This is a genomic window from Kribbella sp. (genome assembly GCF_035655035.1).
Lineage (GTDB): Bacteria > Actinomycetota > Actinomycetes > Propionibacteriales > Kribbellaceae > Kribbella.
In genome coordinates, this window is record NZ_DASRVN010000194.1 from 1 (window position 1) to 13,563 (window position 13,563).

15 protein-coding genes are annotated in these 13,563 nt (G+C 69.4%); 6 read left to right on the forward strand and 9 right to left on the reverse strand.

Annotated features, from left to right (window positions below; genetic code table 11):
• On the reverse strand, positions 1-270 hold a 270-nt coding region (locus VFF46_RS11405; RefSeq protein ID WP_325037052.1), incomplete at its 3' end, for a sulfatase-like hydrolase/transferase.
• A 79-nt stretch (positions 271-349) separates the two neighbouring features.
• Between VFF46_RS11405 and VFF46_RS11410 the strand changes: the two genes are divergently transcribed.
• The 3 genes from VFF46_RS11410 to VFF46_RS11420 are packed head-to-tail and all read left to right on the forward strand — an operon-like array spanning position 350 to position 4,509.
• Positions 350-1,339: an acetylxylan esterase gene (locus VFF46_RS11410; RefSeq protein WP_325037053.1), complete on the forward strand. Its 990-nt coding sequence runs from the start codon at positions 350-352 to the stop codon at positions 1,337-1,339.
• Positions 1,340-1,399: 60 nt separating this feature from the next.
• Complete coding sequence (locus VFF46_RS11415; protein WP_325037054.1) at positions 1,400-2,143, forward strand: beta-phosphoglucomutase family hydrolase; 744 nt, start codon at positions 1,400-1,402, stop codon at positions 2,141-2,143.
• Positions 2,140-4,509: a glycoside hydrolase family 65 protein gene (locus VFF46_RS11420; protein ID WP_325037055.1), complete on the forward strand. Its 2,370-nt coding sequence runs from the start codon at positions 2,140-2,142 to the stop codon at positions 4,507-4,509. The genes VFF46_RS11415 and VFF46_RS11420 overlap by 4 nt, the downstream gene beginning before the upstream one ends.
• A 28-nt stretch (positions 4,510-4,537) precedes the next feature.
• On the opposite strand, the gene VFF46_RS11425 is transcribed toward VFF46_RS11420, so the two are convergent.
• The 3 genes from VFF46_RS11425 to VFF46_RS40595 form a co-directional block, all read right to left on the reverse strand.
• Entirely contained in the window at positions 4,538-4,792 is a 255-nt protein-coding gene (locus VFF46_RS11425; protein ID WP_325037056.1) for a hypothetical protein, read from the reverse strand.
• A 104-nt stretch (positions 4,793-4,896) separates the two neighbouring features.
• Complete coding sequence (locus VFF46_RS11430; RefSeq protein ID WP_325037057.1) at positions 4,897-5,721, reverse strand: hypothetical protein; 825 nt, start codon at positions 5,719-5,721, stop codon at positions 4,897-4,899.
• Positions 5,722-5,825: 104 nt separating this feature from the next.
• Positions 5,826-6,197, reverse strand: a complete 372-nt coding sequence (locus VFF46_RS40595) for a hypothetical protein (RefSeq protein WP_414673054.1) — start codon at positions 6,195-6,197, stop codon at positions 5,826-5,828.
• 66 nt (positions 6,198-6,263) lie between these two features.
• Between VFF46_RS40595 and VFF46_RS11435 the strand changes: the two genes are divergently transcribed.
• Entirely contained in the window at positions 6,264-6,917 is a 654-nt protein-coding gene (locus tag VFF46_RS11435; protein ID WP_414673055.1) for a DNA glycosylase AlkZ-like family protein, read from the forward strand.
• Positions 6,918-6,961: 44 nt separating this feature from the next.
• Here the strand turns inward: VFF46_RS11435 and VFF46_RS11440 are convergent, their stop codons facing one another.
• The 5 genes from VFF46_RS11440 to VFF46_RS11460 form a co-directional block, all read right to left on the reverse strand.
• Complete coding sequence (locus tag VFF46_RS11440) at positions 6,962-7,345, reverse strand: type II toxin-antitoxin system VapC family toxin (RefSeq protein ID WP_325037058.1); 384 nt, start codon at positions 7,343-7,345, stop codon at positions 6,962-6,964.
• Entirely contained in the window at positions 7,342-7,605 is a 264-nt protein-coding gene (locus tag VFF46_RS11445; RefSeq protein WP_325037059.1) for a hypothetical protein, read from the reverse strand. The genes VFF46_RS11440 and VFF46_RS11445 overlap by 4 nt, the downstream gene beginning before the upstream one ends.
• A gap of 63 nt (positions 7,606-7,668) precedes the next feature.
• The gene (locus VFF46_RS11450; RefSeq protein WP_325037060.1) at positions 7,669-7,869 is read right to left on the reverse strand and encodes a DUF1918 domain-containing protein; all 201 of its coding nucleotides are present in this window, start codon (positions 7,867-7,869) and stop codon (positions 7,669-7,671) included.
• A gap of 59 nt (positions 7,870-7,928) precedes the next feature.
• Positions 7,929-8,936: a sensor histidine kinase gene (locus VFF46_RS11455; RefSeq protein WP_414673056.1), complete on the reverse strand. Its 1,008-nt coding sequence runs from the start codon at positions 8,934-8,936 to the stop codon at positions 7,929-7,931.
• 466 nt (positions 8,937-9,402) lie between these two features.
• The gene (locus tag VFF46_RS11460) at positions 9,403-10,080 is read right to left on the reverse strand and encodes a response regulator transcription factor (RefSeq protein WP_325037062.1); all 678 of its coding nucleotides are present in this window, start codon (positions 10,078-10,080) and stop codon (positions 9,403-9,405) included.
• A 121-nt stretch (positions 10,081-10,201) separates the two neighbouring features.
• On the opposite strand from VFF46_RS11460, the gene yicI reads away from it, so the two are divergent.
• Together yicI and VFF46_RS11470 are read left to right on the forward strand one after the other, a co-directional pair.
• Entirely contained in the window at positions 10,202-12,430 is a 2,229-nt protein-coding gene (gene yicI / locus VFF46_RS11465) for an alpha-xylosidase (RefSeq protein WP_325037063.1), read from the forward strand.
• Positions 12,427-13,563: beta-galactosidase (locus VFF46_RS11470; RefSeq protein WP_325037064.1), on the forward strand; the 1,137-nt coding region annotated here is incomplete at its 3' end. The genes yicI and VFF46_RS11470, both read left to right, overlap by 4 nt.

Consider the following 13,563-nt stretch of genomic DNA (forward strand, 5'->3'; position numbering starts at 1 on the left):
GTCCTGCAGCACCTCCGCGATCGTCGGCACCCGGTAGTCGGTCTGGGTGTAGATCGACGCGACCCCGTTCACGTGGCTGTACGTCCCGGTCAGGATCGAGGCCCGCGACGGCGAGCAGATCGAGTTCGTGCAGTACGTCGCGTCCATCCGCACGCCGTCGCGCGCGATCCGGTCCAGGTGCGGCGTGCTGTTGACCTTGCTGCCGTACGCCGAGATGGCGTGCGCGGCGTGGTCGTCGGACATCACGAAGACGATGTTCGGGGTCGGCATCGACCCACCGTAGTACAGCCGCGACCGGATCTGGACACCGCTTTCCTGCGGGTGCCCGCTGGGCGTAGGTTTACCGGTCATGGCCATGTTCGACCTTTCCCTCGACAAGCTCCGCGAGTACCGGCCCGAGGTGGCCGCGCCCGCCGACCTGGTCGACTTCTGGCGCCGCTCGATCGAAAAGGCGCGCACCGACGACCTGTCCGCCACGTTCACCGCGATCGACAACAAGCTCGCGGTCGTCGACACCTACGACGTCACGTACGCCGGCTTCGGCGGCACCCCGGTGAAGGGCTGGCTGCATGTGCCGGCCGGTGCCGAGGGGCCGCTGCCGACGGTCGTGCAGTACCACGGCTACAGCGGCGGCCGCGGGCTGCCGCACTCGACCACGCTCTGGGCGCAGGCCGGGTACGCGCACTTCGTGATGGACACGCGCGGCCAGAGCTACAGCTCGGGCGGCTTCGACAGCACCCCGGACGACACGCCGTACGCCGGCATCAACCACACGCCGGGCTTCATGACCCTGGGCATCACCGACCCGGAGACGTACTACTACCGTCGCGTGTACATCGACGCGGTCCGGGCGCTCGAGGCCGCGCTGGCGTCGCCGTTCGTCGACCCGGGCAAGGTGATCGTCAGTGGCGCCAGCCAGGGTGGCGGCATCTCGATCGCGGCGGCCGGCCTGGCGCCGCTGGCCGGGATCGACCTGGTCGGCTGCGCTCCCGACGTACCGTTCCTGTGTCATTTCCAGCGGGCGGTGCAGATCACCGACAAGGACCCGTACGGCGAGATCGCGCGGTACCTGAAGGGTTTCCGGCAGGACGTCGACCCGGTGCTCGACACGCTGAGCTACTTCGACGGCGTGAACCTCGGCCGCCTCGCGACCGCGCCCGCGCTGTTCTCGGTCGCGCTGATGGACCCCATCTGCCCGCCGTCGACGGTGTTCGCCGCGTACAACAGCTACGGGAGCGAGCAGAAGAGCATCGAGGTGTACCAGTACAACGAGCACGAGGGCGGCCAGACGTACCAGCAGGCCGCCCAGCTCGACTGGTTCGCGGAAATCTTCGGCTGAAAGCCTCCCGTTAGCCTGTCCGCCGCATTCCGGCCCGGTGGACCCCCTAGTGTGGTCGGCATGCTCGGACTACCTACGGGGATCCAGGCCTGCTTGTTCGACCTGGATGGCGTGCTCACCGACACGGCTGCCGTCCACGCTGCGGCGTGGAAAGAGATGTTCGACGAGTTCCTCCGCGAGTACTCGAAACAGCACGGCATCGCGTTCGTGCCGTTCGACGCCCGCGCGGAGTACGACGCGTACGTGGACGGCAAGCCGCGGGCCAGCGGCGTGCGGGACTTCCTGGCCGCTCGGCACATCACGCTGCCGGACGGCAGCCCGGACGACCCGCCGTCGGCGATGACCGTGAACGGCCTCGGGAACCGGAAGAACGAGGCCGTCCAGCGGCGGATCCGGACCGAGGGCGCGCACGTCTTCGAGGGCTCCCGGCGGTACCTCCAGGCCGCCGTCCAGGCGGGCCTGCGGCGCGCGGTGGTGTCGTCCAGCGCGAACACTCGCGAGGTCCTCGACGCCACCGGGCTCGCGCAGTACGTCGAGGAGATCGTCGACGGCATCACGATCCGCACCGAGGGGCTGAAGGGCAAACCGGCGCCGGACACCTTCCTCGCGGCGGCCAAGCGGTTCGGTATCGAGCCGTCCGCGGCCGCGGTCTTCGAGGATGCACTGGCCGGCGTGTCCGCGGGCCGCTCCGGTCACTTCGGGCAGGTCGTCGGCGTTGACCGGGTCGGCCAGGCCGCGGACCTGAAGACGCACGGCGCCGACATCGTCGTGAAGGACCTCGCGGACCTGCTGGAGGACCGATGATCGATCGAGGTCATCACCCGGTCGAGCCCTGGCGGCTGCGGGAGACCCGGCTCGCGATGGACAAGCTGGCCCAGTCGGAGTCGCTGTTCGCGCTCTCGAACGGGCACATCGGCCTGCGCGGCAACCTGGACGAGGGTGAGCCGTACGCGATCCCCGGTACCTATCTGAACTCGTTCTACGAGCAGCGCCCACTGCCGTACGCCGAGGCCGGCTACGGGTACCCCGAGTCCGGCCAGACGCTCGTCGACGTCACCAACGGCAAGCTGATCCGGCTGCTCGTCGACGACTCGCCGTTCGACATCCGGTACGGCTACCTGACCAAGCACGAACGCTCGCTGGACTTCCGCACCGGCCTTCTCGAACGCGACGTCGACTGGACCTCACCGGGCGGCAAGCGGATCAAGGTCCGGACCCGCCGCCTCGTGTCGCTGACCCAGCGCGCGATCGCCGCGATCGAGTACGTCGTGGAGCCCGTCGACCAGCCCGCGCGGTTCGTCATCCAGTCCGAGCTGGTCGCGAACGAGACGCAGCCGAAGCTGTCCGACGACCCACGGGTCGCGGCCGTACTGGACAACCCGCTGCACCCCGTCAGCCACGACGGCGGCGAGCACGGGACCGTTCTGATCCACCGGACCAGTCGCAGCCGGCAGTTGATGGCCGCCGCGATGGCCCACGAGGTCGACACGACGGTGCGCTACGCGATGGACCAGGACGTCCGGGAGGACTGGGCGCGGACCACGGTGATCTGCCAGCTGCAGCCGGGGGAGAGCCTGCGGGTAGTGAAGTACCTGGCCTACGGCTGGTCCAGTCTGCGCTCGGAGACCGCGATCCGGGACCAGGTCGCCGCTGCGCTCGCCAGTGCCCGGTTCTCCGGGTGGGACGGGCTGGTCAAGCAGCAGCTCGAGTTCCTGGACGACTTCTGGGACGGCGCCGACGTCGAGGTACAGGGCCACCCGGAACTCCAGCAGGCGGTGCGGTTCGCGCTCTTCCACGTCCTGCAGGCGGGCGCGCGGGCCGAGCGCCGGGCGATCCCGTCGAAGGGGCTGACCGGTGCCGGGTACGACGGGCACACGTTCTGGGACACCGAGGGCTTCGTACTGCCGGTGCTCACCTACACGATGCCGGACGCGGCCGCCGACGCGCTCCGCTGGCGGCACTCCACGCTGCAGATGGCGAAGCAGCGCGCCGAGGAGCTGGGCTTCAAGGGCGCCGCGTTCCCGTGGCGGACGATCCGCGGCCAGGAGTGCTCCGGGTACTGGCCGGCCGGTACGGCGGCGTTCCACATCAACGCCGATATCGCCGAGGCGGTGATGAGGTACTACCGGGCCACCGGTGACGACGACTTCCTCGACGAGGTCGGACTCGAACTGCTCGTCGAGACCGCGCGGTTGTGGATGTCGCTCGGCCACCACGACCGCGACGGCCGCTGGCACCTGCCCGGCGTGACTGGCCCGGACGAGTACAGCGCCGTTGCCGACGACAACGTTTTCACGAACCTGATGGCGGCCCGGAACCTGCGGTCCGCGGCCGAGATCGCGGCCAAGCTGCCGGCCCGGGCGCGTGAGCTCCACATCGACGCCGAGGAGGAAGCGTCCTGGCGGGACGCGTCGGCGGCCGTCTACGTGCCGTACGACAAGGCTCTCGGCGTACATCCGCAGTCCGAAGGGTTCACCGGGTACGCCGTGTGGGACTTCGAGGCCTACAAGGACAAGTACCCGCTGCTGCTGCACGCGCCGTACTTCCAGCTGTACCGCACGCAGGTGGTGAAACAGGCCGACCTGATGCTGGCGACGTACTGGTGCGGTGACGCCTTCACCGACGAGGAGAAGGCCCGGAACTTCGACTACTACGAGCGGCTGACCGTGCGGGACTCGTCGTTGTCGGCGTGCGTGCAGGCGGTGATGGCGGCCGAGGTCGGGCATCTGGACCTGGCGTACGACTACGCGTACGAGGCCGCGCTGATCGACATGCGGAACCTGCACCACAACACCGGCGACGGGCTGCACATGGCATCGCTCGGTGGTGCGTGGAGCGCGCTGGTGGCCGGGTTCGGCGGGCTGCGGGATCAGGCCGGCATGCTGTCGTTCGACCCGGCGCTGCCGATCGGGCTGGCCGGGTTGAGCTTCACGGTCCGCTGGCGCGGCGTACGGCTGAAGGTGGAGATCGATCCGGTCGCGGTGAAGTACGCCGTGCACGACGGGCCGGACGCCTCGATCACCTTGCTGCACGCGGGCGAGGAGATCACCGTGACGGCGACCCAGCCGGTCGTCCGGACGTTACAGAAGCGCCGCCCGCTGCTGCCCCGGCCGCCACAGCCGCCGGGCCGTGAGCCACGGCCGGCGATGGCGGTCAACGAGGACGGCTGACGGACGGCTGGATCAGCTCTCGGCCTTGTCAGTTCTTGGCTTTGGCGGCAAGAGATTCGGCGGTCCCGACCAGCATTACGGACGAGATCACCGCGACGACGAAGCCGAGGATGTTCAGGTCGAAGATGCCGCCGGTGCCGAGGATGCTCGCGATCGTGCCGCCGATCACCGAGCCGGCCAGGCCGAGCAGCAGCGTGGCGAGCAGGCCGAGCTTCTGCTTGCCGGGGGTGAACAGCCGGGCGAGTGCGCCGATGACGAGACCGGCGATGATGAAGCCGAACATGGCTGGGATCCTCCGAGGTGTCGAACGGTATGCCTCGAGTCTCCCGGCTGGAAACCGTCCACGGCAGTGGAGTTTCCCCTGACCGGACCCGGACCCGACCCTGGTCAGGAGCCGGCCGTCGTCGTGAACAGCGGGCTGTTCGGGAGCAGCCGCGGTACGCCGCTCAGCCGGTTGAGTACGGCGGCGCCGAGCTGACCGGTCGCGCGTTCGTCGTCGTGCAGCAGCGCCCGGTACCCGGTGCGGCAGGGGGAGCTGGGGCCGACGATCTCGACGTACAGCTCGATGTCCGACAGCTCCGGGGACGCCTTCAGCGTGCTCGCGGTGCTGCGGCTGCAGCGGATCAGCGTCTGCCGGCTGCGGCCCGCACTGACCTTCAGCAGCAGCTGGTCCGCGAGCGCCTTGGCGACGAAGTACTGCGCGCTCGATGTCCGGTCCTGCAGGTAGCGGACGCTCGCGGTCTCGCGGAGATTGTCGGTCAGCGCGCAGATCGCCCACTGCGGCGGCAGCGTGATCAGCTGGGATTTCGGGACGTACGCCGGTACGCCGGGCAGCTCGGCGCCGCCGCTGTTGTTGACCGCGATCAGCGCGTTCCGCGACGCCGCGTCCTTCGGGTTCGCGTACGGGGCGGCGATCAACCGGCTTCTGAAGTCCGCGTCCGGTAGGACGACGACCGTCAGGCTGCCGGTGTTCTTCAGCAGCAGCGACGTACGGCTCGGGTCGGTGCTGACGGTCAGCTGCACGCCGTCCGCCTCGGACGCGGGCGGCAACGGCTCGGTGGATCGCGCGCAGTCGGTCGCGGGCTTGGACACGGCCGCGGTCTGTGCGATCACGATCGACGGGGTCGAGGGCGCCGGCAGGTCCGACCCCTTCGCCGTCGAGCATCCGGCGACCACCAGCACGACACAGGGCAGGATTGCCCGACCACGCACCGCCACGACGTACCCCCTGAACTCCCGAGCCCAGGTCCCCACCCGCTCGGCTGTATCGCACAGAATACTGTCCGGGGCACGCCGTAGTCTCGCTTCGTGACCGTTCACCAGCTGTCGAAGCGCGACGCGCGGCGATTGGCCGTGCGTGCGCAGCTGCTCACCCGCGAGCGCCCGGCCGACCTGTTCGAGGTCGTCCGCGGGCTGAACGCGGTGCAGCTCGACCAGACGGCGTACGTCGCTCCGAACGCGGACCTGGTGGCGTGGAGCCGGCTGGGTTCGTCGTACGACCCGGCGGAGCTGGCGGACGCGCTCGCGTCGTTGGAGCTGCTGGAGTTGCGCGGGTTCGTCCGGCTGCCGGAGACGCTGGCGTTGTACCGCGCGGAGATGGAGGCGTGGCCGACCGACGGTGAGCCGCTCGACTGGCAGGAGTACCGCCGCGACTGGGTCCGGGCGAACGAGGGCTGCCGCGTCGACATCCTCGAGCGGCTCCGCCAGGACGGCCCGCTGGTGATGCGCGAGTTGCCCGACACCTGCATACGGCCGTGGAAGTCGACGGGCTGGACCAACAACCGGAACGTGTCGCAAATGCTCGAGTTCATGATGCAGCGCGGCGAGGTGGCGATCGCCGGCCGCGACGCCGGGACCGCCTGTGGGACCTGGCGTCACGGGTCTACCCGGACGATCCGCCGGTGCCGCTCGCCGAGGCGGTCCGGACCCGGGACCGGCAACGCCTGCGCTCGATGGGCCTGCTGCGCGCGAAAGGCCCGGCCTGCCCGGGCGAGCCGCTGGACGCCGGCGCGGCGGGGGAGCCCGCGGTCGTGGAGGGCGTCCGCGGCGAGTGGCGGATCGACCCGGAGCTCCTCGACCAGCCGTTCAGCGGCCGGACCGCGATCCTCTCACCGCTCGACCGGCTCGTGTACGACCGCAAGCGGCTGACCGAGATCTTCGAGTTCGACTACCAGCTGGAAATGTACAAACCGGCCGCGAAACGCCGCTGGGGCTACTTCGCCCTCCCGATCCTCCACAACGACCGCCTGGTAGGAAAACTCGACGCAATGTCCGACCGCAAAGCCGGCATCCTCCGCATCAACGCAATCCACGAAGACACCCCCTTCCCCAAAACCCTCACCACCACCCTCCACCGAGAAATCCGCGCCCTGGCGCAGTGGCTACAGCTCGAGCTGGTCCTGATCTGACCCTCAGGCCGAGAGCACCTACCGCTCAGTCGTGATCGGCGGGCTCAGATGACGATAAGCGGCAGGGTGGGATCGAGCTTGCGGAGGTCGTCCGGGTCGGAGGTCACGACTGGACAGTGACCGAGGTGCTGCGCGCAGATCGCCACGCAGGCATCGACCACGTCGGCGGTGCCGCTTCGGCCCAGCAGGGCACCGATCTCGAGGGCTGCCGGATAGTCGAGCCCGGCGAAGCGCAAGTACGAGTCGGCGAGGAAACGCCGAAGGTTGGCCTGACGTCCGCCCTCCCTGACGACCTGGGCGACGACCGGCGTGGGGACGACGACAGAGGCCTCCCGGGCACGGGCGGCGCGGAGCAGCTCCTGGACCTTTGCCGACCGGCGCTCGACGGCGATCAAGGCTCCGGAATCGAGCACGAGTGCCTTGTTCACGCGGCGCTGTCGCGGTTGTTCTTGGCCTGCTCGGCGAGCGCGCGGTCCAGCTCCTGAGTGGCCCAGGCCGTGTCTTCCGCAGTGGGCGCGCCGCGATCGGCGTCCCACTCGGCGAACAAGGCGTCCATCACCACACCCGGCGCGAGACGGGAGGCGATGTACGACGACACCGACCGGGCCTCGCCACGGTCCACCGCAGCCTTGATCGTCTCGATCAGGTCTTCCGGGAGGGTGATCGAGATCTGGCGGGTTTTACTCATGATTCCATCATAGGTGAGTCGTGGGCGGCCGGTACAACCATCCGAGCGACCTTGGACCGCGTCCTACTGCTTCCCGCCGACGTGCACGATGTGGGCGTCCGGGCCTGGGAAGAACAGGGTGTCGGTGTCGGTGTCCGTCCAGTGCACGCGGTACGGCGGTGCGCCGGTTGGGTCGGGTACTTCGACGATCTTCCCCTCGCGGCGGTGTGCCGCCAGGTGGCTGCTCTCCACGACGACCTGGTCGCCGGCTACGGCTTTCACCACGCCCACCTCCTTCACCTCCCAGCTTGGTCCTGTCGCGGGCACGACACCACCCCTCGGGGTCAGTTCGGGAGTGTCACGGTGGCGGTGGTGCCGCCGGTGGGTGCTGAGGTGAGGGTGATGGTGCCGTGGTGGGCGCGGGTGATCTCGCGGGCGATGGACAGGCCGAGGCCGGAGCCGCCGCTGGCGCGGGAGCGGCTGGTGTCGAGGCGGACGAAGCGTTCGAAGACGCGCTGCCGGTCCTCCTCGGGGATCCCGTCGCCGTCGTCCTCGACCGTGATGACCGCGGCGCCGTCCTGCTCGGACGTGGTCAGCCGGACCGTGCTGTGCGCGGCACGGGCGGCGTTGTCGACGAGGTTCCGCAGTACCTGACTCAACCGGGCCGGGTCGCCGGTCACCCGCACCGGGTGCACGTCGCCCTTCACGGTCAGCTCCGGCTTCGAGCTGCGCAGCCGCTTGATCTCGGCCTCGACCAGGTCGTCGAGGTCGACGTCGGTCTGCCGCATCCGGATCCCGGTGTCGTCGGCCTTCGCGAGCAGCAGCAGGTCCTCGACGAGCTGCCGCATCCGGTCGGTCTCGGTCTCCATCACCTGCCGCAGCTCGCGCCACGCCTTCCCGGTGGTGTCCGCCTCGATCACCTCCAGCGCGGCGGTCAGCGTGGCGAGCGGCGAGCGCAGCTCGTGGCTGGCGTCCGCGACGAACGCGCGCTGGGTCGCCTGCCCGGTCTCGAGCCGGTCGAGCATCTCGTTCATCGTGATCGCCAGCCGGGCGATCTCGTCCCGCGTCGCCGGTACCGGGACACGTTCGGTCAGGTCCCGGCTGCCGATGCCCTGCACCCGGGAGCGGATCCGCTCCACCGGGCGCAGCGCCTGCCCGATCATCAGCCAGCCGGCCAGCCCGACGACGAGCAGCAGTACCGGGAATCCGATCAGCAGGTACTTCGTCACGGTCGACACCGTCTGCCGCTGGGTCTCCACCGACGACGCGACCACCACCGTGTACGTCGTCCCGTGGTACGCCGCGCCCTGCGCCACGATCAGGAACGAGTGGTCGTCGTCGATCAGCGGCATCTCGCCGACCTCGGCCCGCAGCACCGCGCCGGCCGGCGGCCGCAGATCGGTGAGCGGCGAGTTGTCGACCCGGGACGACGAGGCCGCGACGATCTTCCCGCTCGGGTCCAGCACCTGGATCAGCTGGCTGGCGCGGGTGGTGTTGGCCAGGTCGTCCCCGAGGCCCTTGGTGCCTTCGGTGCTGACCTGGCGGGCGACGTCCGCGACCCGGCCCTCGGCGGCGTCGGAGACCTCGGCGATCAGCGCCCGCTGCAGGAGCAGCAGCAGCGCGGCGGCACCGATCAGCAGCGCGACCGCGACCACGATCACGGCAGCGGCGGTCGACCGGCTCCGCACACTGGCCTGCCGCAGGCCGCCGGCAGTCCGGTACCACCCGTCAACGCGACGTCGCACGACCGTGCTCACCCCACCAGTTTCGCAGGTCCGCCCTCAGATGACTCTCAGCCGGGGGGCTCAGCCTGGGGATTCAGCCGCCTTCCGGGTTGAGCCGGTAGCCCATCCCGCGAATGGTCTCGATGGCGTGCCGCGCGAACGGCGTGTCGATCTTCTTCCGCAGGTAGCGGACGTACACCTCGACGACGTTGGGGTCGCCGTCGAACGCCGGGTCCCAGACGTTCTGCAGGATCTCGGTCTTGCTCACCGTGTCGCCGCGGTGCCGCATCAGGAACTCGAGCAGCCCGTACTCGCGCGGCGTCAGCGTGATCTCCCGCCCGTTCCGCTCCACCCGCCGGCGGGCGACGTCCAGCGAGAGGTCACCGGCCATCAGTACGACGGGACGCTCCGGGCCGCCGCGCCGGATCAGCGCGCGCAGCCGGGCGACCAGTACCAGGAAGCTGAACGGCTTCGTCAGGTAGTCGTCGGCGCCCAGGTCGAACGCGTCGGTCTGGTCGTACTCGCCGTCCTTCGCGGTCAGCATCAGCACCGGCGTCCAGATCCCGCGGGCCCGGAGCAGCTCCAGGACGCGGTACCCGTTCAGCTTCGGCAGCATGATGTCCAGCACGATCACGTCGTAGCTGTGCTCGGTGGCCGCCCAGACCGCGTTCTCGCCGTCGTGCACCAACTCGACCACGAACCCGGCGTCGGTCAGCCCGCGGTGGACCGTGTCGGCCAGCCGCAGTTCGTCCTCGACCATTAGCACTCGCATCCACACAGTGTCATCGCAGGGCACTGAGAATCCGCTGAGAGGTTCCCGGATTGACGGCAGTGGTGGGCCCGCCTAGCTTTGTCGAAGCGCTTCGACACCCCCCTCTGGAGGCCGGCAGACCATGAAGTTCACCGACGGGTACTGGCAGCTGCGGCCCGGGCTCAGTCGGCTCCGGCCGGCCGCGGTCGAGAGTGTCGACGCGGGGGACCGGGAGCTGACCGTGTACGCGCCCGCGAAGCGGATCGAGCGCCGCGGCGACACGCTCAACCAGCCGTTGTTCACGATCACGTTCAGCTCCGCGGCCCGCGGGGTGATCGGCGTCCGGATCGCGCATCACGTCGGCGCCGCGCCCGTGCGTCCGGCGTACCGGCTGAACACCGACGACCAGCATCCGGTGAAGGTGGAGGTCGGGCCCGCCGAGGCGCGGTTGACGTCCGGCGAGCTGAGCGTGGTGGTCGGGCTGGACGGGGCGTGGGACGTCCGGTTCGAACAGGACGGACGCCAGCTGACGAACTCGGGGGAGCGGAGCGTCGGCCTGGTCACCGACATCAACGGCAGGCGGTACGTCCACGAGCAGCTGGCGCTCGGGGTCGGCGAGACCATCTACGGGCTGGGTGAGCGGTTCGGGCCGCTGGTCAAGAATGGTCAGATTGTTGACAGTTGGAATGCAGACGGTGGTACGTCGAGCGAGCAGGCGTACAAGAACGTCCCGTTCTACCTGAGCAGCAAGGGATATGGCGTACTTGTCGACAATCCTGCGATGGTCTCGTTCGAGGTCGGCTCGGAGGTGACGTCCCGCAACCAGTTCAGCGTCGAGGGCGAGGAGCTGCAGTACTACGTGTTCGCGGGCCCGTCCCCGAAGGACGTACTGCGCCGCTACACCGCGCTCACCGGCCGCCCGGCGCGGGTGCCCGCGTGGTCGATGGGGTTGTGGCTGTCGACGTCGTTCACCACGGACTACACCGAGGAGACGATCAGCTCGTTCGTCGACGGGATGGCGGAGCGGGACCTGCCGCTGAGTGTGTTCCACTTCGACTGCTTCTGGATGCGTCAGTTCCACTGGTGCGACTTCCTCTGGGACCCGGTCGCGTTCCCGGACCCTGAAGGCATGCTGCGACGGCTCAAGGACCGCGCGCTGCGGATCAGCGTGTGGATCAACCCGTACATCGCGCAGCGTTCGGTGCTGTTCGAGGAGGGCCGCCGGCTCGGGTACCTGCTGAAGCGGCCGGACGGTTCGGTTTGGCAGTGGGACATGTGGCAGGCCGGGATGGCGATCGTCGACTTCACCAACCCGGACGCGACCGCCTGGTACCGCTCGAAGCTGCAGGCGCTGCTCGACATCGGCGTCGACTGCTTCAAGACCGACTTCGGCGAACGCATCCCGACGGAGGACGTCGTCTGGTACGACGGCTCGGACCCGGAGCGGATGCACAACTACTACGCGCAGCTGTACAACGCGGCCGTCTTCGAGCTGCTGGAGGAGAACCGCGGCGCCGGCGAAGCGGTCCTGTTCGCGCGATCGGCAACGGCCGGCGGCCAGCAGTTCCCGGTGCACTGGGGCGGCGACTGCGAGTCGACGTTCGAGGCGATGGCCGAGTCCTTGCGCGGCGGCCTGTCCCTGGCGGCGTCCGGCTTTGGCTATTGGAGTCACGACATCGGCGGCTTCGAAGGCACGCCCGACCCGGCGATCTTCAAGCGCTGGGTGGCGTTCGGCTTGCTCTCGTCCCACTCCCGCCTGCACGGCTCCTCGTCGTACCGCGTCCCGTGGGCCTTCGACGAGGAAGCCGTCGACGTACTCCGCAAGTTCACCAAGCTGAAGCTGTCCCTGATGCCGTACCTGATGACGGCCGCCGAGGAGGCCCATCGCGACGGCGTACCGATGATGCGCCCGATGGTGGTCGAGTTCCCCGACGATCCCGCGACCGCCTACCTGGACCGCCAGTACATGCTCGGCCCCGACCTCCTCGTAGCCCCTGTGATGAGCGCCGACAACGAGGTCTCGTTCTACCTACCCCGCGGCCGCTGGACCTCACTCCTGACCGGCGAGCAAGCGACAGGCCCGGGCTGGTTCCACCAGACCCACCCTTTCGACAGCCTGCCACTGTACGCCCGCGAAGGCGCGATCATCCCAACCGGCGCCGTAGACGACCGCCCCGACTACGACTGGTCGAACAACCTCACCCTCCACTGGTACGCCCCAACCCCCGCCCAACCCACCACCACAACCCTCCCCTCCGGAGCCGTCATCGAACTGACCTACCAAGACGCAGAGGTCCACTCCCGCGTAACCAAAGGCTCCTGCGAGAACTACACGGTGAAGCTGTGCGGGATGGAGGAGGTGACCGCATGAGGCTTTGGTATGGCGGGGATTACAACCCTGAGCAGTGGGAGCCGGCGGTGTGGAGGGAAGACGTCGAGCTGATGCGGCGGGCCGGGGTGAACCTGGTGAGTGTGGGGGTGTTTTCGTGGGCGCGGTTGGAGCCTCGGCCGGGGGAGTTTGAGTTCGGGTGGCTGGATCGGGTGTTGGAGTTGCTGGGCGACGCGGGGGTGGGGGTGGATCTGGCTACTCCTACTGCGTCGCCGCCGCCGTGGTTCACGCGGTTGCATCCGGAGGCGATGCCGGTGACGGCCGAGGGGGTTCGGCTGACGCATGGGAGTCGGGATACGTACTGCGCGTGCGCGCCGTCGTACCGGGAGGCCGCGCGGGGGATCGCGCGGGTGCTGGCCGAGCGGTACGGCGAGCATCCGGCGTTGAGGATGTGGCACGTGCACAACGAGTACGGGACGACCTGCTACTGCGACCTCGCGGCGGAGCGGTTCCGTGACTGGCTGCGGGAGCGGTACGGGTCGCTCGAAGGCTTGAACGCGGCCTGGACGACGGCGTTCTGGGGTCAGGGGTACGCCGACTGGCGGGACGTCCAGCCGCCGCGGAAGACGCAGTACCTGGTGAATCCGACGCAGTACCTGGACTACCGGCGGTTCTGGTCGGACGAGTTGCTGGCCGCCTACCGCGAACAGAAAGCGGAGATCCGCCAGCGGTCGGACCTGCCGGTGACGACGAACTTCGTGTTCGGCAACTGGGTGCCGGTGAACCACGCGCGCTGGGCCGGCCAGGTCGACGTGGTCGCGATCGACAACTACCCGGATCAGGCGGGAATCGGCGCCGAGGAGCAGACCGCGTTCGGTGCGGACCTGGCGCGCGGCTGGGCCGGTGGGCGGCCGTGGCTGTTGATGGAGCAGGCGGGGAGCGGTCTGAACGTCGGCCGCCGCTGGCATCCGAAGGAGCCGGGGCGGATGGCCCGCAACAGCCTGTCGCACATCGCCCGCGGGTCGCGGGGCGCGCTGTTCTTCCAGTGGCGGGCGTCCCGCGGCGGTGCGGAGATGTACCACCCGGCGATGGTCCCGCACGCCGGGCCGGACAGCCGGACGTTCCGCGAGATCGCCGAGCTCGGCGCGGTCCTGCCGCGGCTGGCGGAAGTTGCC